25 protein-coding genes and 1 pseudogene are annotated in these 20,461 nt (G+C 44.5%); 24 read left to right on the top strand and 2 right to left on the bottom strand.

Annotation, left to right across the window (positions count from 1 at the left end):
• Positions 1-61 precede the first annotated feature (61 nt).
• The 22 genes and pseudogenes from yqeC to M72_RS16200 form a co-directional block, all read left to right on the top strand.
• On the top strand, positions 62-646 hold the full coding sequence (gene yqeC / locus M72_RS02315) for a selenium cofactor biosynthesis protein YqeC (RefSeq protein WP_055067022.1): 585 nt from the start codon (positions 62-64) through the stop codon (positions 644-646).
• A gap of 36 nt (positions 647-682) precedes the next feature.
• Entirely contained in the window at positions 683-1,630 is a 948-nt protein-coding gene (yqeB, locus tag M72_RS02310) for a selenium-dependent molybdenum cofactor biosynthesis protein YqeB (protein WP_082413726.1), read from the top strand.
• Between the two features lie 150 nt (positions 1,631-1,780).
• The gene (gene moaC, locus M72_RS02305) at positions 1,781-2,215 is read left to right on the top strand and encodes a cyclic pyranopterin monophosphate synthase MoaC (protein ID WP_261291776.1); all 435 of its coding nucleotides are present in this window, start codon (positions 1,781-1,783) and stop codon (positions 2,213-2,215) included.
• Between the two features lie 40 nt (positions 2,216-2,255).
• Positions 2,256-2,765 carry a MogA/MoaB family molybdenum cofactor biosynthesis protein gene (locus tag M72_RS02300; protein WP_055067021.1) on the top strand — a complete coding sequence of 170 codons (510 nt, stop codon included), beginning with the start codon at positions 2,256-2,258 and terminating at the stop codon, positions 2,763-2,765.
• A gap of 39 nt (positions 2,766-2,804) precedes the next feature.
• Positions 2,805-3,893, top strand: coding sequence for a molybdopterin-binding protein (locus tag M72_RS02295; protein WP_055067020.1), 1,089 nt, complete (start codon positions 2,805-2,807; stop codon positions 3,891-3,893).
• 1 nt (position 3,894) lies between these two features.
• Complete coding sequence (locus M72_RS02290) at positions 3,895-4,962, top strand: GTP 3',8-cyclase MoaA (protein WP_055067019.1); 1,068 nt, start codon at positions 3,895-3,897, stop codon at positions 4,960-4,962.
• A gap of 9 nt (positions 4,963-4,971) precedes the next feature.
• Positions 4,972-6,417, top strand: a complete 1,446-nt coding sequence (locus M72_RS02285; protein ID WP_055067018.1) for an XdhC family protein — start codon at positions 4,972-4,974, stop codon at positions 6,415-6,417.
• Positions 6,418-6,450: 33 nt separating this feature from the next.
• A complete protein-coding gene (gene modA / locus M72_RS02280) occupies positions 6,451-7,374 on the top strand; it encodes a molybdate ABC transporter substrate-binding protein (RefSeq protein WP_055067017.1) in 924 nt (307 codons plus the stop codon).
• The gene (modB, locus tag M72_RS02275) at positions 7,374-8,099 is read left to right on the top strand and encodes a molybdate ABC transporter permease subunit (RefSeq protein ID WP_022045575.1); all 726 of its coding nucleotides are present in this window, start codon (positions 7,374-7,376) and stop codon (positions 8,097-8,099) included. The genes modA and modB overlap by 1 nt, the downstream gene beginning before the upstream one ends.
• The gene (locus M72_RS02270; RefSeq protein ID WP_055067016.1) at positions 8,062-9,132 is read left to right on the top strand and encodes a sulfate/molybdate ABC transporter ATP-binding protein; all 1,071 of its coding nucleotides are present in this window, start codon (positions 8,062-8,064) and stop codon (positions 9,130-9,132) included. Before modB ends, M72_RS02270 begins: the two co-directional genes overlap by 38 nt.
• A gap of 20 nt (positions 9,133-9,152) precedes the next feature.
• Entirely contained in the window at positions 9,153-10,316 is a 1,164-nt protein-coding gene (locus M72_RS02265) for an aminotransferase class V-fold PLP-dependent enzyme (protein ID WP_055067015.1), read from the top strand.
• A 29-nt stretch (positions 10,317-10,345) separates the two neighbouring features.
• Entirely contained in the window at positions 10,346-11,374 is a 1,029-nt protein-coding gene (selD, locus tag M72_RS02260; protein ID WP_022045572.1) for a selenide, water dikinase SelD, read from the top strand.
• 96 nt (positions 11,375-11,470) lie between these two features.
• A complete protein-coding gene (gene yedF, locus M72_RS02255; RefSeq protein ID WP_055067014.1) occupies positions 11,471-12,088 on the top strand; it encodes a sulfurtransferase-like selenium metabolism protein YedF in 618 nt (205 codons plus the stop codon).
• Between the two features lie 20 nt (positions 12,089-12,108).
• Positions 12,109-12,363, top strand: coding sequence for a putative Se/S carrier protein (locus M72_RS02250; protein WP_055067013.1), 255 nt, complete (start codon positions 12,109-12,111; stop codon positions 12,361-12,363).
• Positions 12,364-12,377: 14 nt separating this feature from the next.
• Positions 12,378-13,229: an FAD binding domain-containing protein gene (locus M72_RS02245; protein ID WP_055067012.1), complete on the top strand. Its 852-nt coding sequence runs from the start codon at positions 12,378-12,380 to the stop codon at positions 13,227-13,229.
• A gap of 99 nt (positions 13,230-13,328) precedes the next feature.
• Complete coding sequence (locus M72_RS02240; RefSeq protein WP_055067129.1) at positions 13,329-13,862, top strand: (2Fe-2S)-binding protein; 534 nt, start codon at positions 13,329-13,331, stop codon at positions 13,860-13,862.
• Complete coding sequence (locus tag M72_RS02235) at positions 13,843-16,218, top strand: xanthine dehydrogenase family protein molybdopterin-binding subunit (RefSeq protein ID WP_055067011.1); 2,376 nt, start codon at positions 13,843-13,845, stop codon at positions 16,216-16,218. Before M72_RS02240 ends, M72_RS02235 begins: the two co-directional genes overlap by 20 nt.
• Complete coding sequence (locus tag M72_RS02230; RefSeq protein ID WP_055067010.1) at positions 16,215-16,859, top strand: nucleotidyltransferase family protein; 645 nt, start codon at positions 16,215-16,217, stop codon at positions 16,857-16,859. Before M72_RS02235 ends, M72_RS02230 begins: the two co-directional genes overlap by 4 nt.
• A gap of 193 nt (positions 16,860-17,052) precedes the next feature.
• The gene (locus M72_RS17785; protein ID WP_278334961.1) at positions 17,053-17,409 is read left to right on the top strand and encodes an AbrB/MazE/SpoVT family DNA-binding domain-containing protein; all 357 of its coding nucleotides are present in this window, start codon (positions 17,053-17,055) and stop codon (positions 17,407-17,409) included.
• Between the two features lie 214 nt (positions 17,410-17,623).
• Positions 17,624-17,995: a VanZ family protein gene (locus M72_RS02220; RefSeq protein WP_082413723.1), complete on the top strand. Its 372-nt coding sequence runs from the start codon at positions 17,624-17,626 to the stop codon at positions 17,993-17,995.
• Positions 17,996-18,110: 115 nt separating this feature from the next.
• Positions 18,111-18,368, top strand: a complete 258-nt coding sequence (locus tag M72_RS17465; protein WP_055067007.1) for a hypothetical protein — start codon at positions 18,111-18,113, stop codon at positions 18,366-18,368.
• Positions 18,302-18,712: pseudogene (locus M72_RS16200) on the top strand (recombinase family protein); the annotation flags it as partial. The gene M72_RS17465 and the pseudogene M72_RS16200, both read left to right, overlap by 67 nt.
• Here M72_RS16200 and M72_RS02210 read toward each other — a convergent pair.
• Positions 18,661-19,167: a DUF6512 family protein gene (locus M72_RS02210; protein WP_055067006.1), complete on the bottom strand. Its 507-nt coding sequence runs from the start codon at positions 19,165-19,167 to the stop codon at positions 18,661-18,663. The pseudogene M72_RS16200 and the gene M72_RS02210 overlap by 52 nt on opposite strands.
• Before the next feature lie 117 nt (positions 19,168-19,284).
• On the opposite strand from M72_RS02210, the gene M72_RS02205 reads away from it, so the two are divergent.
• Together M72_RS02205 and M72_RS17035 are read left to right on the top strand one after the other, a co-directional pair.
• On the top strand, positions 19,285-19,485 hold the full coding sequence (locus M72_RS02205; RefSeq protein WP_055067005.1) for a hypothetical protein: 201 nt from the start codon (positions 19,285-19,287) through the stop codon (positions 19,483-19,485).
• Complete coding sequence (locus M72_RS17035) at positions 19,463-19,639, top strand: hypothetical protein (protein WP_176694756.1); 177 nt, start codon at positions 19,463-19,465, stop codon at positions 19,637-19,639. The genes M72_RS02205 and M72_RS17035 overlap by 23 nt, the downstream gene beginning before the upstream one ends.
• A gap of 46 nt (positions 19,640-19,685) precedes the next feature.
• Here the strand turns inward: M72_RS17035 and trhA are convergent, their stop codons facing one another.
• Entirely contained in the window at positions 19,686-20,333 is a 648-nt protein-coding gene (gene trhA, locus M72_RS02200) for a PAQR family membrane homeostasis protein TrhA (RefSeq protein ID WP_055067004.1), read from the bottom strand.
• Positions 20,334-20,461 lie beyond the last annotated feature (128 nt).

Below are 20,461 nucleotides of genomic sequence, written 5' to 3'. Positions count from 1 at the left end.
AGCCGTCCGGTGCATTAAGTACACCGGCGGCTTTATTGTTTGTGGGAAAGTATGGAAATATATGGAAAAAGTGATTTCAATAGTGGGCGCAGGTGGAAAGACCACACTCGTCCATAAGCTTGCAAGGGAATATCACAGGAGAGGAAAAGGTGTGCTTGTCACAACAACAACGCACATGTATGTCGAAGCTGACACTGACCTATCCTGCGATTTTTTTGCGTTAAGGGATAAAATAATAAAAGATGGATATTGCATGGCGGGGCAGAAAATATCAGAACAGTCAAAGCCAAAAATGTGCGGACTGCCGTATGATTTGCTTGATAAACTGATTAAAGACATGCCACAGGCGTTAGATTATGTTATAATCGAAGCAGATGGAGCAAAGCACCATTCTCTCAAATATCCGGCAGCGGATGAGCCTGTCATATATCCGCTCACCACAGATGTTATCATAGTGCTTGGCACGTGGGAAAAGGGCAAGCTGTGTAAAGACGTTGTGTTCAGATATGAGCTTATGCAAAACGAGCTAGGAATGGCAGAGGATGTAGTGGTTGATGACTCGGTTATAGACATGCTGCGTCAGGTCTATGTCAAAAAGCTTCGCGACAGCGGGTTTGAAGGACGGATTTCGACATATTACAGATAAACATGGAAATAATAAGTTAACAGGGTAACTAATTATATGAGCAATAATCAAATAAAAAAGAAAAATTTGTTAATCATATGCCGTGGTGCAGGCGATCTTGCGACAGGCATCATCCACAGACTGCACCGTGCAGGACATCGGGTGATAGCGCTTGAGACAGACTATCCGGCAGCCATACGGCGTCAGGTGTCCTTTTGCGAGGCAGTGTATGATGGGAGCGCAACTGTAGAGGGTCTGACAGCCAGACTGCTTCCTGCCTTGAATGATGCAGAGACAATTTCCGGGATAAATGACACACCGCAAGCTCATATTGCATCGCAAAAGTGGAAGAGCTCAGCTATCGAAGCTGTGGGAGCTGTGCTTGAAGCCGGAGAGGTTCCGCTTCTCATAGACCCAACCGGTGAATCAATTGCACTTTTTAGACCGGATGTTGTGGTAGATGCCATAATAGCAAAGAAAAATCTGGGCACCACAATAAATATGGCACCGCTTGTGATAGGAGTAGGTCCGGGCTTTACGGCAGGCAAGGACGTGCATCTGGTGATTGAGTCCATGCGTGGGCACAATCTGGCGCGCATCATTACCGATGGCATGGCACAGCCCAACACAGGGGTTCCGGGAAATATCGCAGGCTTCACAAGTGAGCGTGTGATACACGCTCCGGCAGCAGGATATATTTATGATGTCAGAAAAATCGGAGATATTGTGCAAAAGGGCGATGAGATAGCGCGGATATATCCGGATAAAGGAAGCTATGACAATAAATTGTCTGAATATGTTCCGGTAAATGCTACAATTACAGGCATCATACGAGGTCTTATCCGTGAGGGTTATTATTTCAAGGAAGGCTTCAAGATAGCGGATATCGATCCACGCGAAGGGGAGCTTTCAAATTGTTTTACGATCTCTGACAAGGCAAGGAGTATAGCAGGCAGTGTGCTTGAGGCGGTATCGGCATTTGAGCACGGCATAAGGATTTATTAAATGTGCAGTTACTAATAGATAATAAATTATGGTAACTGAACAGTTACAATGAGGATTAATTAATTGACGCAGCAAAACGGATTAGATATCAATAATCAGGAACAAAATAAAGAAAAGCTCACACATTTTAATGAGGCAGGGGAAGCCCACATGGTGGATGTGCACGCAAAGGATGACACATACCGCGTGGCGAAAGCCTGCGGCACGATAAAGGTAAATGACGCTGTATACAGGGCTGTATCTACGGGCACGGCTAAAAAGGGTGATGTGCTGGGAGTGGCAAGGATTGCAGGAATCATGGGAGCAAAGAACAATTCCATGCTTATTCCGCTCTGTCACCCTATTGCTATGACAAAGTGTGATGTTGAGTTTGAGCTGGATGAAAAAAACAGCAGTATCATGGCAATTTGCACGACAGCCTGTGTGGGCAAAACCGGTGTAGAGATGGAGGCCATGACAGGGGTCAGTGTGGCGCTTCTTACCATATATGATATGTGTAAGGCGCTAGACCGTGGAATGGAAATCGGGCAGATACAGCTGCTTGAAAAATCCGGTGGAAAGAGTGGACACTATACAGCTGAATAGTTAAAAATACACATTTAATCAAGGATAACAGGGTGATGTAATGTATACTGTAGGGATTATAACGATAAGTGATAAAGGCGCAGCGGGCCGGCGCGAGGATAAAAGCGGCCCGAAAATAAGACAGATGCTTCCCAAAGATGAGTACGAGGTGGTTTCATATAAAATCATACCGGACGAGAGAAAACAGATTGCAGACGAGCTTGTCAGGTTGAGTGATGACATGAAATGCAATCTGGTGCTTACAACCGGCGGCACAGGTTTTTCACCTAGGGATATCACGCCGGAAGCTACAATGGATGTTGCACAGCGCAATGCACCAGGTATCGCTGAGGCACTGAGAGCGTACAGCATGAGTCTTACACCGCGCGCCATGCTTGGCAGAGGCGTTTGCGTCATCAGGAAAAACACACTGATAGTTAATCTGCCCGGCAGTGTGAAGGCAGTGTCGGAGAGCATGGATTTTCTGATGGGAAATATAGAGCATGGGCTTGATATTTTACTGCAGTATGACAGCGAGTGCGGTCGGTGTACTAGGTGTGGTTTGGAATAGTTAATATTTACAGAGATAATAATTGGAGTGTGGGATTATATGAAGCTTATGAAGACAACTGAGGCAGTCGGACAGGTGCTCTGCCACGATATCACACAGATTATTCCCGGCGTGAAAAAGGATGCAGTTTTTCGCAAGGGGCATATCATAACAAAAGAGGACATACCGGTGCTGCTTAGTGTCGGAAAAGATACCATATATATATGGGAAAATGATGAGACCATGATGCACGAGAATGAGGCTGCGGAGGTGCTTTATCGTATGAGCGCATGTGGCACAAAGAAAATTGAAGCAGACACACAATCAGGCGTTTCTTGCGGCACTGTGAGTAAAATGCATCCGTCCCCCGTAAAGGAGGGCAAGATAGAGGTAATCGCAGACTGTGATGGACTGCTTAAGGTGGATAGCAAAAAGCTTGAAAAGGTCAACTCCTTTGGAGAGCTGATGATAGCCACAAGGCACGGCAATACCACTGTGAAAAAGGGTGATAAGCTCGCCGGAACAAGAATCATACCGCTTGTCATAAAAAAAGATAAGCTAAAGGAAGCTTCTAATATATGTGAGGATGGTCCAATCCTTGATATTAAGCCGTTTGTGGTCAGAAAAGCAGCAATAATTACAACCGGAAACGAAGTGTACCATGGCAGGATACAGGATGCATTTACACCTGTTATAGAAAAAAAAATAGCAGAGTTTGGCGCACAGATGATGTTTCATGAGGTGTTTGATGATGATGACAAAAAAATCACAGACGGATGCTTACGCGCGATAGAAGCCGGAGCGGAAATTGTATTCTGCACAGGTGGAATGAGCGTGGATCCTGATGATAAAACGCCACTTGCCATCAAAAATACAGGCGCACGGATTGTGTCATACGGCTCGCCGGTGCTTCCGGGAGCCATGTTTTTGCTGTCGTACTATGATGCAGGTGACAGGCTGGTGCCGATATGTGGGCTGCCCGGCTGTGCCATGTACAATAAGCGCACGATATTTGATATTGTGTTGCCTAGGCTTATGGCACGTGATATGATTTATGCAGATGAGCTTGCCGGACTTGGAGAAGGCGGCCTCTGCCTGAATTGTGATGTCTGCACGTTTCCTAACTGTGGTTTTGGAAAGGGCTTTTAACATGCGCGATGGATTTGGCAGAGAGATTGACTATATGCGCATATCGGTGATAGATAGCTGTAATTTAAACTGCTATTACTGCAATCCCTGTGACAATAATGAGCACTGTCATGCACTAAATATACTTAGCGTAAAAGAGGTGCTTTGCATAGTCCGCGCAGCCACAAGGCTTGGAATTAAGCATTTTCGTCTGACAGGCGGTGAGCCGCTTTTGCATCCGCAGCTTGATGAAATGGTTTTACAAATCAAAAAGATACCGGGTGTCAGCAGCGTATCGCTTACTACAAATGCAGTACTGCTTGCGCAGCATGCAAAGTGGTTAAAGGAAGCAGGCATAGACAGCATAAATGTGAGCCTGGACACTATAGATGCGTCAGAATATGAACGCATCACAAAAAAACCGCTGCTTGAAGAAGTAAAGCATGGAATCAATGCCGCTATAGAGTGCGGAATAAGAGTGAAAATCAATGTGGTGCTCACACCGCAGACAGATGTGGTGGCGCTCACACGATATGTTGCAAAAAAAGGTACAGATATCCGCTTTATAGAGATGATGCCGGTAGGTGAAGGACACACCAACGGAGTCGAGCCATATAAGAAGGTTATTGGTACACTTTCAAAACTGTATGGAGAACCTTGCCGTATAAATACTGAAAAAACAAAAGAAATTAATTCGGGAAATGACAAACGGAAAATTCCGGATAACGGCCCGGCAGAGTATTACATTTTTCCGGAACTTGGTATCAGAGTAGGTCTGATTCAGGCAATTCATGGGAAGTTCTGCGACACCTGCAACCGCATACGTGTTACGGCTGACGGCAGGCTTATGCCATGCCTGGGAAGCAGCGTGACGATGGATTTAGTACCTGATTCATGGGATTTTGCAGATGATGTGGAAAAAGATTTTGCAATAGTCCGGGCACTAAGGGCTGCCATAAAGGCAAAGCCAAGGTGTCACAATTTTAATGATAATGCAGTGACATATACAAAAATTACAGAGACAAAGACTACAGAGATAGAAGCTGCGGAAGTAAATGCAGCAAGAAATATGAGCCGGATAGGGGGCTGATAGAAAATAATGGGAAAGCTTCTTGCAATCAATATAAGCAAAGAGAGAGGAACTGAAAAGAGAGAGGTGCCACAGGCGGAGCTTGTTGCAGACTACGGCATCATGGGAGATGCACATGCCGGAAAGTGGCACAGGCAGGTCAGCCTGCTTTCCGCGGAGAAAATAGATGACTTCAGGGCAAGAGGGGCACAGATAGACAACGGTGCATTCGGTGAAAATTTAATTATTTCAGGATTTGATTTAGGAAATCTGCCTCTTGGTACACGCTTTTGCATAGGAGATACCATCCTTGAGATGACGCAGATAGGCAAGCAGTGCCATTCGCATTGTGCCATATACAAGAGGATGGGCGAGTGCATTATGCCAAAGGAGGGTGTGTTTGCGGTAGTCGTAAGAGGTGGTCAGATTCATGCCGGTGACGAGGTGAAGTTGATTCCGGCCAACATATATGCTTCGATAAAGGACAGACCTGTGGACAGCCGCTGTGAGCTTTTGACAGTCATAGAAGGAGCACATGCCGGGGCAAAGGCACTCTATATAGATGGCAGAATAAGAGTGGCATACGGCAATGTGTGGGCAGATGAAATAGATGACAATGATAATTCCATTGTGATGTTCAGACAGCAGATAGGCAGCAGACCACGTCTCATAATCTGCGGTGGAGGGCATGTATCGGCGGCACTTGTACGCATGGCATCGCTTTTGGCATTTGACATATGGGTGATAGAGGACAGACCTTTGTTTGCAGACAATGCAAAGCGCCAAGGCGCAGACCATGTGATTTGCGGCGATTATAAAGAAACTCTCGCCAAGCTACAGCCGCAGGCGGATGATTACTATGTATGCATGACAAGAGGACATCGCTTCGATATGGAATGCCTCACAGAGATATTCACAAAGTCCTATGCCTATGTGGGTATGATGGGCTCAAAGAAAAGAGCTGTGATAGTGAAAAAAGACCTTGAAGAATCGGGATTTTCACAGGAAATTATATCAGGATTACATTCTCCGATAGGCCTTGCAATAGGTGGACAGACACCGGAGGAAATTGCTCTTTCGGTGATAAGCGAGATAGTAAAGTGTAAAAATGAGCGTACAAGCTGCACTCAGATAGATAACGAAGTGCTTGACGCACTTACTGAGGTGGCTGGGCATTGTGCATCAGTTACACACTCCCCGGATGAGAAGTACATACTGTGTACCATCATAAAAAAGAACGGCAGTGCACCGCGCGGAGTTGGCACACAGATGCTTGTGAGCTCAGACAACCGTATTGTTGGAACAATAGGCGGAGGCTGTGCGGAGGCTTTAGTTATAAGCCGCTGCAGGAGGCTGTTTCGCAATCAGGAGTTCAAATGTGAGCTGATTGATGTCAGCATGAATACTGACGATGCCGAGAATGAGGGAATGGTGTGCGGAGGTAGCATTTCAGTGCTGCTGGAGCAGATCAGATGATGAATAAATAAAAAGAAAAGAGAGATTAAAAGTGTGATTTTAAGAAGAGTAACAGGCACTGATAAATCAGTAAAGGAGCGCAAGGGTTTAAAGAGAAAATTTGCAGCATATGCAGGACTTACGCTTGGACTTATTCTTACAGCAGGACTTTTTGCAGGCTGCGGAAAGAAGGATACTGCAGAGAGCGGTAATGTAGATGTAGATTTATCGATTTTTGCGGCAAAGAGCTTAAACAGTGTTATGGATGAAATTTGTGCAGCCTACACCAAGGAGCATCCAAATGTAAACTTCCAGAACAACTATGACAGTTCGGGAACTCTGATGGCACAGATTAAAGAGGGCGCGAAGTGCAATATCTTTTTCTCAGCAGGAGTGGCACAGATGGATGAGCTTCAGAATGGTTATGAAGCAGGAAGCGTGGTTGATGATACTCGTGTTGACCTTTTAAATAATCAGGTGTGCCTTGTTACATATAAGAATAGTGGCACGGCAGTTACCAGCTTTGCAGACATCTCAAAGGCTAAAAATATGGCACTTGCTGACGGAACAGTTCCTGTAGGACAGTACACCAGAGTAGCACTTGTAAATTCAAAAATGGTTGAAGGAGATGCTTCAAAGCCACAGGATATTTCAGATTCTGATATCTCAAAGGCACTTGGCGGTCTGGAAATCAACAGCTGTGCAAATGTAGGTGCAGTTGCATCTGCCGTAGCTGAGGGTGCAAACGAAATAGGAACAGTTTATTACTCAGATACATTCGGATACGAGAATCAGCTTGACATTATAGAAAAGCTTTCAAACAGCTTAACAGGTGATGTTATATATCCGATAGCAGCCTTAAAGGGTGACAACACTACAGCAGACGAGCTTGAAGCCGCAAAGGAATTTATTGCATATCTTCAGACAGATGAGGCAATGTCAGTATTTGAGAAATATCATTTTACGGTAAATGAATAATGGGAACGATTGATTTCGCACCGCTTTGGATAACATTAAAAACAGGAATAGTAGCGTCGGTTTTTTCATTCTTTATTGGAATAGCCTTTGCTGAGCTTGTTATAAACACAAAGGGCAGAGTGAGGGCATTCTGGGATGGACTGCTGACACTTCCGATGGTATTGCCGCCTACCGTGGCTGGATACATCCTTTTAAGGATTTTCAGTACAAGACGTCCCTTTGGAAGTTTTTTAAGCAATAGCATGGGTATACAGGTAGTACACACGTGGCTTGGCTGTGTGGTTGCAGCGACCATCATTGCACTCCCTCTCATGTACAGAAATGCGAGAGCGGCATTTGAGCAGATAGACGAAAATGTCATATATGCGGCGCGCACTCTCGGCATAAGTGAGTGGAAGGTTTTCTGGAAAATACGTTTGCCGATGGCAAAGCCCGGCATCATATCGGGTGTCACACTGGCCTTTGCCAGAGCTATCGGTGAGTACGGCGCCACATCAATGCTTGCCGGAAATATAGCGGGAAAGACATCGACCATATCACAGCAGATAGCAATGGTCATCCAAAGTGGTGACTATGCCACAGCGGGCTTCTGGTGCATAGTAATCATAGCGATTTCGTTTGCATGCCTTGTATCGATAAATATGATATGCGGCAAAAGCAAGGGCATAAAGAGAAAGAGAAAAAATAATGTCGCTCATAGTAAAAATAAAAAAACAGTTGGATAATTTCATGCTTTCGGTTGACATGGAGCTTACGGACGAGATTGTGTCCGTAATTGGTATGTCGGGCTCAGGAAAGAGTATGACACTCAAGTGTATAGCAGGGATAGAGACTCCTGATACAGGCTTTATATCATTAAATGACCGGGTGCTGTATGACTCAAAAAATCGCATAAATCTGCACCCCGGTAAGCGCAGGGTAGGCTATCTGTTTCAGGACTATGCACTTTTTCCTACAATGACCGTGATGGAAAATATATGCATAGCAATGGGACATCGCGATGAAAAAAAGGTGAAGGTCTGGCTGAAGCGGTATGGGCTTGATGGCATGGCAGACACATATCCGGATCATCTCTCGGGAGGTCAGAGGCAGCGCGTGGCAATGCTTCGCATGCTTGCGGCTAAACCGGAGTGTATACTGCTCGATGAGCCTTTTTCGGCACTGGATGAGCATGTGAAAAGAAGTATGGAATCAGAGCTTATGGAGATGCTTTCCGATTTTCACAATCCTGTTATCTTTGTGTCACACAATCGCGATGAGGTGTATCGTCTGGCAGAGCGTATCGGAAGTATTGAGAGCGGCATGCTGAGTGCAGTCCGCGACAAAAAAGATTTCTTCATGCGGCCTATGTCTGTGGAGCAGGCACTGCTTGTGGGCTGCAACAATATATCACAGGTGAAATGGCAGGATAAGCATCATGTTCTTGCCGTGGAATGGGATAGCGTATTTGAGGTCACTGATGAGCAGATTGAACAGCTTGCGATGGATACGGACAACATATCACACATAGGTGTTTTCCCTCAGGATATAATAATATCTGCAAGTAAAGCAAAATCGGTACTTGCATATAACAATAAAAATATAATCAGGATTAAAGATTATAAAATAGTTGAAGAACTAAAAACATGGGAAGTATCGTGTGAATTAAATAATGATTCAACAATTTATGCAAATCTTCCAAAGCATACAGAAGCAAATATGCTTAGCAAAAATATAAATGATGAGCTTTATATAAAGAAATTTTATCTGCTTGGATGAGAAGTAAATGAGGACATACTATGATTTACCTGGACAACGCTGCCACAACAATTAAAAAGCCGGATGCGGTATATGATGCTGTGCTTGATGCAATGAAGCACTGCGGCAATTCAGGTCGGGGAATGTCGGATGCATCGCTTGATGCGTCAAGGAAAATATATGAGGCCAGAATGTGCCTTACAGAATTTTTCGGCGGGGAGGATGCGGATAGACTTGTTTTTACGGCAAATTCCACTGAGTCGCTCAACATTGCAATCCACGGACTGCTTGAGCCGGGGGAGCATGTGATTACGACACAGCTCGAGCACAATTCGGTGCTCAGACCTCTTTATATGCAAAGGGAGAGGGGAGTGTGCGTGGATATTGTGCCATGCAGTGATGAAGAAATAAAAAGAGGGATAATTTCCCCGCGGGATATAGAGGCTGCAATTTGTCCGGAAACAAAAGCCATCGTCTGCACACATGCTTCAAATCTCACAGGCAATGTGGTGGACATTAAGTCAATAGGGCAAATCGCACGAAAGCATGACCTTTTATTTATAGTTGACGCATCGCAGACAGCCGGTGTGCTTCCGATAAATGTAAAAGACATGAATATTGATGTGCTCTGCTTCACAGGGCACAAGGGGCTGATGGGTCCACAGGGGACCGGAGGACTTTATGTGGGAGAAAGAGCAGATATAAAGCCGGTTAAAAGCGGTGGCACCGGCGTGCTCAGCTTTCTTGAGAGCCAGCCTATGGAGCTTCCGACAAGACTTGAGGCCGGTACCTTAAATGGCCCGGGAATTGCAGGGCTTTTGGCAGGAATAAAGGCGATTGAAGAAATTGGTGTGGATAACATATATGCTAAAGAGTATATGTTGATGAAGGCTTTTCTAAAGAAAATAAAGATAATCCCGGGAATCAGGATATATGGGGATTTCGACATGCTGCCCGATAATGGAGCACATTGTGCGATTGTTTCAGTAAATATAGCTGATATGGATTCTGCTGAGGTGTCGGATATACTTATGAATGAGTATGGCATTGCAACAAGAAGCGGCATACACTGCGCACCACTGATGCATAAATTCTTTGGAACACAAAAACAGGGTATGGTGAGATTTTCATTTTCATATTATAATACAAATGATGAGATAAATGAGGCCGCTGAAGCGCTTATGCAGATTGCGGCATTGAGATAAACAGTATTAAACAATTGAAAGGAGCAAACATGCCACAGGAAATAGTGTTTTGCAAAGGCGGTGGCTGTACTGCAAAGCTTGGTCCGGATTTGTTAAGTCATGTTTTAGCAAAGTTGCCAAAGGGCGAAAAAGACAGCAATCTGCTCGTCGGATATGATAGCAGCGATGATGCGGCAGTGTACAGAATTTCAGATGACACGGCGATAGTCCAGACGCTTGATTTTTTTCCACCGATGGTTGATGATCCATATACGTTTGGACAGATAGCGGCCGCAAATGCGCTCAGTGATATCTATGCGATGGGCGGCACAGTTAAGAGTGCGTTGAACATCGTTTGTTTCCCTGAGAAAATGGATTTGAATATACTCGGTAAAATAATGCAGGGAGGCGCTGACAAGGTGATAGAGGCAGGTGGTACACTTGCAGGTGGTCATTCCATAGCAGACAGCGATGTGAAATACGGACTTTCTGTCATGGGCACAGTTCATCCCAAACACATCTACAGCAACAATACAGGGCAGCCGTCAGATGTGCTTATACTGACCAAGAAGCTCGGAGTTGGGCTTGTGTGCAACGCAAACCGTGTCGGGGAAGCTCCGTTAGGTGCAATTGAGGATGCGGTAAGCTCCATGACCACACTAAACCGCGCGGCATCAGAGATCAGTCACAGCTTCGAAATACATGCATGCACAGATGTCACGGGCTTTAGTTTTTTAGGACATCTGAGCGAGATGTTAAATGATGATATAACAGCACTTATCGACTCGATTTCCATCCCGGTCATTACCGGAGCACTGCGATGCGCAGATGAGTTTTTCCTCACGGCAGCGGCGCAGCGCAACAGAAACCATGTAGGTGACAAGGTGCGTTTTGCAAAAAATATACCTTTCTCAATGGAGGAGGTGCTCTTCGATCCGCAGACCTCAGGAGGACTGCTGTTTGCAGTAAAAGCCTTTGAGGCAGATACCTTTTTGCATGAGCTTAAAGCCGCAGGGCTTCCGGCTGCAAAGGTGGGACGATTTGTTAAGCGCTGCGATGTGCCGATATATGTGAACTGATTTTAAGCTATCATAGCTTATGTAAATATGCTGACAGGCTGCATGCCCTGCATTTTGAGGGTTGACAAGTTAAATAACATAGGGAGGATTATAAATATGATTACAGTAAATGCAATCGGGGATACATGTCCAATCCCGGTAGTAAAGACAAAGAAGGCAATTGAGGCTCTCACACAGCCGGACACAGTGGAGACACTTGTGGACAATGAAATTGCAGTAGAAAATTTAAAAAAGATGGCTGCACAGAAGGGCTATAGCTGCGACAGCAATAAGCTCGACGACGGAAGCTACAGTGTAAAGCTGACAATTGAGACTCTTAACACAGGAGCGTTTTCGGATACAGACGAAGCTTCACAGTACACATGCAGGCCGGCTACAGATAACAGAGTCGTTGTAATCCGCTCTTCCTATATGGGAGAGGGCAGCGAGGAGCTGGGCAGTGTACTCATAAAGGGCTTCATCTATGCACTTTCGCAGCAGGACAATCCGCCTGAAACCATGCTTTTCTACAATGGAGGAGCAAAGCTGACCTGTGATGGCTCAGAGTGCCTTGAGGATTTAAAGGAGCTTAAGAATCGTGGCGTGAAAATCTTTACCTGCGGAACATGTCTGAATTACTATGAGCTGTCAGATAAGCTTGCAGTCGGAGAGGTGACGAACATGTATGATATCGTCGAGAAAATGGCTGCAGCCTCTCTTATTGTGAGTCCTTAGTTTATATTAAGTGTGATGTGATGGATAATAATTTGGTAAGAGAAAAGAAAAAGCGGCTAATCATTACCTTCGAGACTACCACAGCGCCGTTAAAGCTGGATATCAAGAGCAAGGCATGTGGTATTCCGGGGCGCACGATTCCTCTTCCGTCTGCTATATCGGCGGGCTGTGGTCTGGCATGGCGTGCAGAGCTTTCAGACAGGGAGAGCCTCATAGCCTTTATGAAGGAGCAGGACATTAGGTGGGAAGCCATGTATGAGCTTGAAATGTATTGATATAGGAGAAAAATATGTTTTATTACAATCAGTATGTGAGGGCGCAAAGCCTTGATGAAGCCTATGAGCTTTATCAGAAAAAACCGAATTTTGTGCTGGGCGGCATGCTCTGGCTCAAAATGAAAAATAAGACACTTGGCACGGCAATTGATTTGTGCGATCTCGGACTTGACCGGATTGATGAGGATGAAAACGAGTTTAGAATCGGTGCATATGCAACCCTCAGGCAGATAGAGACACATGAAACCCTGAATGCATATACACACGGTGCAATCGCAGAGTCGGTCAGACATATCGTCGGAGTGCAGTTTAGAAATGTGGCGACTGTCGGAGGAAGCATCTGGGGCAGATTTGGATTTTCAGATGTCATGACGATTTTCAGGGCGCTGGGAGCAAAGGTGCAGCTTCACAAGGCAGGAATTATGGATTTGGACGAGTTTGCGGCACTTCCAAGAACCACGCGCGATGTGCTCGTATCAGTAATAGTGCCGAAGAATGCAAAGGGCGTAGTATACTTAAGCCAGAGAAACCAGTCAACAGACTTTCCTGTGCTCACATGTGCAGTGGCAAATAGAAACGGCAGGTATGTGGCGGTCATCGGAGCATCACCATATATGGCAGAGCCTGTGTGGGATAAGGACGGTATACTCGATGGTATAGTAGATGCAAAGACGCACGGTAATGTAGCTTTGACGGAGAACTCCGAGAACAATGCAAAAATAGATAAATTTGCAGAATATGTTGCAGAGCATATCCGTTTTGGAAGCAATATCAGAGCAGGAGCCGAGTACAGAGAGATGATCTGCCGGGTGCTTACACGCCGCGCTGTCACACAGTCGCTTGATATCTGCGATGATATAAGGTAATCGCTACCGGATGCATGGAAGTTATGCAGGAAACTTTGGAAGCTTTATTAGTGTGATGACATCAATGCACGAGCATTAAGTAGGAAGGAATTCATGTATATGGATGTTAAAATAAAATTAAATGGAAAGTTAATAATCGACTCGGTTGACCAGGATATGGTGCTTTTGGACTTCTGCCGCAAGCACAACTGCTTTTCAGTGAAGAGGGGCTGTGAGTCAGGCAACTGCGGTCTTTGTACAGTGCTTCTGGATGGAAAGCCTGTGCTGTCATGCAGCATGCCGATAGGCAGGGCAGACGGCAGAGCCGTGGATACCCTTGAGGGACTTGAGGAGGAAGCTAAGCAGTTTACAGGATTTTTTGCTGCACAGGGAGCGGATCAGTGCGGCTTCTGTAATCCAGGTTATATTGTAAATATTGTGGCACTTTTAAGAGAAAATCCTGATCCGACTGATGAGGAAGTTCTTGAGTATCTTTCAGGAAATCTGTGTCGTTGTACAGGATATCAGAGTCAGCTCCGCTCAATCAGAAATTTCTTAAACAGTAAGAAGGAGGGCGCACCTCTTAATCTCGAGGCAGGCGTCTACGGAGAGGATATCGGAAAGGAGTGGCAGGATGAGCACAAATCAAACTAATGTAAACAGCTTCAACCGCGCGAGAAGGGATTATCACGCAGTTGGAAAATGTATACCGAAGAAGGATTCGAGCCAGCTTTTACTCGGAAAGCCGGTATTTACTGATGATATCACACCGCGTGATGCGCTTGTCATAAAGCTTCTTAGAAGCCCCTATGCGAATGCAATTGTCGAGGATGTAAAGACAGATATTGCTCTTAAGGTACCGGGCATGGTCGCAGTATACACCTGGGAGGATGTTCCGAAAAAGCGTTTTTCTATCGCAGGCCAGACCTTTCCGGAGCCGTCACCGTACGACAGACTAATTCTTGACCGTCATGTTAGAAGTGTAGGTGACGCTGTCGCTATTGTGGTAGGTGAATCGGAAAAGGCTGTAGACAAGGCTCTTAACATGATAAAAGTAAAGTACACGATTCTTGAGCCGGTGCTTGACTTCAGAAAGTCGCTGGACAACAAGGTGCTTGTGCATCCTGAGGATGACTGGTCATCCAGCATAAATACAGGCGATGTAAAGCGCAATCTCATTCATCATGAGGAGGATGAGCATGGAAATGTAGAGAAAATTCTGTCGGAGTGCGATGAGATTATTGAGCACACCTATCGCATAAAGGCAGCGCAGCAGGCATATATGGAGACCTGCAGAGCATACTGTGAGATAGACAGATACGGCAGGCTTCACTGCATCAGCTCGACACAGATTGTTTTCCACCTGCGCCGAATACTGTCCAATGCACTCGATATTCCTAAGTCCATGGTGCGTGCTGAAAAGCCGCGTATCGGAGGAGGCTTTGGTGCCAAGCAGACAGCGGTCTGTGAGGTATATCCGGCATTTGTTACCTGGAAGACAAAGCGTCCGAGCAAGATAATCTACAGCAGAAAAGAGTGCCAGACTATCGCGTCACCGCGTCATGAGATGGAGGTCACCGTGCGTCTTGGAGCAATGAGGGATGGTCATATAAGGGCGATAGATCTTTATACGCTGTCAAATGGTGGAGCATACGGAGAGCATAGCACTACAACAGTAGGACTCTCAGGTCATAAATCGCTCCCTCTTTATACAGGAGGCTGCGAGGCAACCAGATTTTCGTGCGATGTTGTGTACACAAACGTGCAGGCGGCAGGAGCATATAGAGGCTATGGAGCTACACAGGGTATCTTTGCACTTGAATCAACTGTCAATGAGCTCGCTGAAAAGCTGCATATAGACCCGGTTGAGCTTCGTTTGAAAAATATCGTCCGTGAGGGCATGTTTATGCCGGCATATTTTGGCGAGACAGCCAATGCATGTGCACTCGACAGATGCATAATGCACTGTGCGGATAATTTCCATTGGGCAGACAAGTATCCTGTCCGCGATATGGGAAATGGCAAGGTTCGTGCGGCAGGCATGGCACTTGCAATGCAGGGCTCCTGCATATCAAATGTAGATGTCGGATCGTGTACCTTAAAGCTTTCAGACTGTGGCACCTATAATATGATGATAGGCGCGGCAGACATGGGAACAGGCTGTGATACCATACTTGCGCAGATGGCGGCTGAGGTACTCGACTGCGAGCCGGATGATATAACCGTGTTTGGAGCGGATACGGATGCTTCTCCTTATGATTCAGGTTCATATGCCTCATCAACCACCTACATTACAGGAATGGCCACACAGAATGCAGCACTTGAGCTTCGTGAAAACATAAAGAAAATCGGTGCACAGATGCTGGGCCATGCTGCATCAGAGGTGGATTTTGACGGCAAAGAGGTGTATATCATAAATCCGGACGGTGCAGACAATGGGGAGGTTTGCGTAAGTCTTTCCGATATAGCAACAAAATCACAGGTCAACAACACGATACCTGTAGATGTCACAGCGACATATTCATCACCTGTTTCACCTCCTCCATACATGGTAGGAATGGTCGAGATAGAGCTTGATAAGGAGACAGGAGCAGTTAAAATACTTGATTATCAGGCTGTTGTGGACTGCGGAATTCCGGTCAATCCAAACCTCGCGCGTGTACAGACCGAGGGCGGCATAGGTCAGGGAATAGGCATGGCGCTTTATGAGAATGTCACCTACAATGCCGGTGGAAAAATCGCAGAAAATGACCTCATGCAGTACAAGATACCGACACGACAGGATGTGGGCAATATCAATGTCGAATTTGAGACAAGCTATGAGCCGTCAGGCCCATTCGGAGTTAAGTCAATCGGTGAGATAGTTATCAATACACCGGCTCCTGCGCTGGCACATGCCATTTATCGCGCAACAGGCGTATGGCACAGGACAGTTCCGTTTACCCCTGAAAAAATACTTATGGGAATGGTAGACCCAAACTGGCACGAAAAGGACCTTAGAGTGAAATGATTCATATCATATACATGGCGGCTGGAAACAGCCGCCGTTTTGGAAGTAACAAACTGTTTTATGAGCTGGATGGAAAACCTATGTACAGGCATTTGCTTGATCACTTGACGGAAATTAAAAATAGATATAATAAATCAAAATCAGACAGCCAGACCATAGATATAACAGTTGTCACCCGTTACCGGGAAATATTGGACTACTGCGCATGTATCCCAGATTGCCATGCAGTCATAAGTCCGGACAGCGAAAAAGGCATATCCTACACTATAAAGGCAGGAATTATGGCGGTGCAGGAGCAGAAAAAGCTTAAGAAAAGCAGTGAAGTGACGCATCATACTGCCGAAAAAGAGGAATATTACATGTTTGCAGTAGCTGACCAACCATATTTAAAAAGTCAAAGCGTGATTAAATTAATAGACAGAGTGCTTAAAAATACAGGGGGTAAGCGATTGGCGTTTTCACTTCGTTGTGGAGATGCTGTAGGCAACCCGTGTGTATTTAATTCATCGCTTATACCACAGCTTTTATCACTGGAGGGTGATAAGGGTGGCAGAAGTGTGGCAAAGAAGCATGACTGTGTATATGTAGATATTGCAGATGAGAGAGAGCTGATGGATATAGATACATATTTAATCCGCTAATTTACTGCCTTTAAGCAGTAAATTGCTACTTTCTCAGTGTAGTGCGGGTCAATAAGACATACATCGAATTGCATGCAAGCATGCATGCATAGATGATGTCTTTTCCCCCTTGAATTATACATATTTCATACAGATTTCCATATACTACCTCCAAAGCATGAATGCAAATGCAAAAGTAACGGAGGACAATAAAGTGAAAATTACAGGATTGACCAGAAGAGTAGACTCACTCGGCAGAATAGTCATACCGAAGGAACTGCGCAGGATGCTCCATATCAAGGAGGGCAGCCCGCTGGAAATATATATGGATGCAGACGAGACGATAGTGCTAAAGAAATATTCGCAGGTGGGAAGCCTCAAAAATATATCACAGGCATATGCACAGAGCCTGTCAAAGGTAACTGGTGCCACGGTATGTGTGGCAGATAGGGATGAGATAATAGCGGCAGCCGTTATACTTTGTGCTTACGCTGAACAAGGCGATAAGCTTGAGATTGTCGAAAAGCTGGTGAGTGCAGCAGCAGAATTTCCGGCCAGACAGCTTGGCTAGAGACAGCGAAAAGCACTGTAAAAAACTATTTACTTGACTACAACAGTAATAAAGAGTCTCTTTCTCTTAATGTTTACTTTTCTTCTACAGAAAGCTGAGTGACTTTCATCTCCAGATTTTTACAGAAAAGAAGCAAAAGACCATTTATATAAGTCTCATTTGCCAAGCGTTGAAATGGGAATGCCGGTAGCATCAGATAATTCCTTTTATATATATGATAAATGATTTTAGTAATGCGTGCTTGAATGTGTTATTGTTTGTTCCTTTTGGCTTCTTTTTGCCAGTGTTATGGAAAGAATTCAGGAATGCAAAAAAAGTATTTATAGCAGGATTTGCAATGACATCATTTATCGAAATAGCTCAAATTTTCACAGGACGAGCGACAGATATAGATGACATTATTACAAACATTGCAGGTACTTTAGTCGGGTATCTAATTGCATATTGGTTTACAGGTATTTTTACAAGAAAAATAGTGAAAAATTCAAAAAAGAACGACTTTTACATAATATGTGCATCTGTAGTACTTATTATGTTCTTTCTTCAACCATTTATTTCATCTTTGTTATGGGAAATGATTCTGTGACTTCAAATTTCACTCTACGTAGCATAGAAACCGTAAAATTCACCATATTCTACGTTGCGTGGGTGTGATTGGGAATCAAATCATGGGATAATCAAATCAGAGAGGGGGAAAACAGATGGATCAAATTAAAAAACTTTCAGATACTGAAATCGAAGAAATTATCAGGAAGATGGACAGAATGTTTTTAGAAGAAGGCTACGAGAAGACTTACGAATGGGCATTGAGGCTTATAAAGGAATATCCGAATTGTAATATGCTTATCTGGCAGGCTGCGGTAATGCTTGATGCAAGAAGAATAACGGATAGTACAATGACATGCAGGAACGACTTGATAAGCTGTATGATGAAATCACCGATATTGAGAATGCCATAGAAGAAGTCGAAACAAGACTTTATAATATCAGGCAGGACAAAATCTCAGAAGATAATGTTTACCAGTTCCTTTTATTCTTTGATAAGCTGTATGATAAATTTACAGATCTGGAAAAGAAGACATTTTTGAAGAGCTTTCTGTCCGATGTATTTATCTATGAGGAAGAGCAAAAGGATGGCAGAATATTAAAAGGTCTCCGGTTTAAATTTCCGATATATATGAATGGCAGAAATGTATTGGGTGTGGATCGGGACAACGAAAGTACAGATGAGACTGTGGTAGCACTACACCATCAAAGGCCGACTGTAGGATCCCAAAACAATCCAATATCCGGCGGGCAATAGGTGAACACGAAAAATGCAACCGTAAGCAACAGCAGGACAGCGGCTGCGGCTTTCGTCGACAGAAGAGAAGACTTGCGATATCGTTTGTTTTCGACAAACAATGACAGAAGAACCCCTGCAAAATACAAAGCGATATTTAAAGCATCGTAGTTTCGGCCAAGCACACCCCGCAGCGTATAAAATCCGACCACAATCCCGCCCATTCCGGCGAGGATACCGAGAACTCTTGCCGGGAGAAACTGTTCTGGAAGCATATTGCCGCGGAGCAGCACTTCGAGGATGGTCAGAAGCAGAAACGGGAAAAACAAAAGTTTTAAATGCTCCCAGGTGGACTCATTTACAGCTGAGAATAACCCGACGACAGCGTTATCTCCGGACCATTCATAGGTGAAATGGAGAAGAACACCCAGTACAGAAATAAAAACAAAACGGAGCAGATTGGTTTTTAAAGACATAGATTCCTCACGGTTTTATAATTGTTAGAAACAGTATATGAAATTTGAACAGCTTTATGCAGGCATCAGCCGTTTTTTGTGAAAATATGGAAAATTCTTACGTTTTTCTTAATCCATTTGAAACCGAAAGCATACCATGGTAAAACAGGGGTAGCAAAAAAGAAGCTTGGAACCGATACTACCGGAGCACGGATTGCAGATGGTAAAGTTTATTATGCGACCTATCCGGAAGGTGGAACACACATGAATAAGATGAATGTGTATCGCTGTGACCGGAACGGAAAGAATAATAAACTTGTTATTCACACAGAATGTTGATGACGAAAATGGCTATATTATTCCGGAAGAATTTACTGCAAAGAAGATAATATTTGCAGTAAGTTCAGAGAAACTGTCCGGTTCCGAAGAAGATCCGGTAATAGAATATGTTTATGACTGCACCACAGAGCAGATCACAAAAGTGGAAAAATAGTTACGGTTCGCAGGGAGACCTGCGAACCGTGACAGAAAATAAATGATCATATTACATAATGATACATAAAGATAAAGTGACAGACACTTCCACCCATCACGAACAGATGGAAAATTTCATGGCTGCCGAAGTATTTGTGAAGTGCGTTAAATACCGGAAGTTTCAGAGCATAGATTACACCACCGATGGTGTAGATGATGCCGCCCGCTAAAAGCCAGCCAAATGCGGCATGCGGGAGATCCGTCCACAGCTGGGTAAATACTGGCAGGCACGTCCAGCCCATGGCAATGTAAATGATGGAAGAAAACCATTTCGGACAGGTGATCCAGAGTCCTTTGATAATGATTCCTGCCACTGCAATTCCCCATACAAGAGCCAGAAGGGTATATCCAATTCTGCCGCCTAAGATGATCATGCAGACAGGGGTATAAGATCCGGCAATCAGAACGAAGATCATCATATGATCAAGCTTCTGAAAATTCCGGAGTACCTTAGCAGATACATGACAGATACTGTGATAAATGGTGCTTGCTGCGTACAATAAAACCATGCTTGTGGCAAAAATGGTCATGGCAAGCATATAGGTTGTATTTCCATGGGCTTTTATTAAAAGTGGTGAGGCTGCGATCAAAGCCATCAGGCAACCGATAAAATGTGTGATGGCGCTTCCGGGTTCCCGAATTGTTAATTGCATGGTAAAATCTCCTTTCTTACAATGTGTAAATAAAAACTAACTAATGTAGTATTGAAAACTATATCTAACATAAATAAATACTATGATATATTGGTGCGCATGTCAATAATAATTATGCATAAAAAAAC

Origin of the sequence: Roseburia faecis, from assembly GCF_001406815.1 — a bacterium.
Classification (GTDB): Bacteria; Bacillota; Clostridia; order Lachnospirales; family Lachnospiraceae; genus Roseburia; species Roseburia faecis.
Note: the sequence above shows the minus strand (reverse complement) of the source record. Positions and strands in the feature narration are given on the sequence as shown.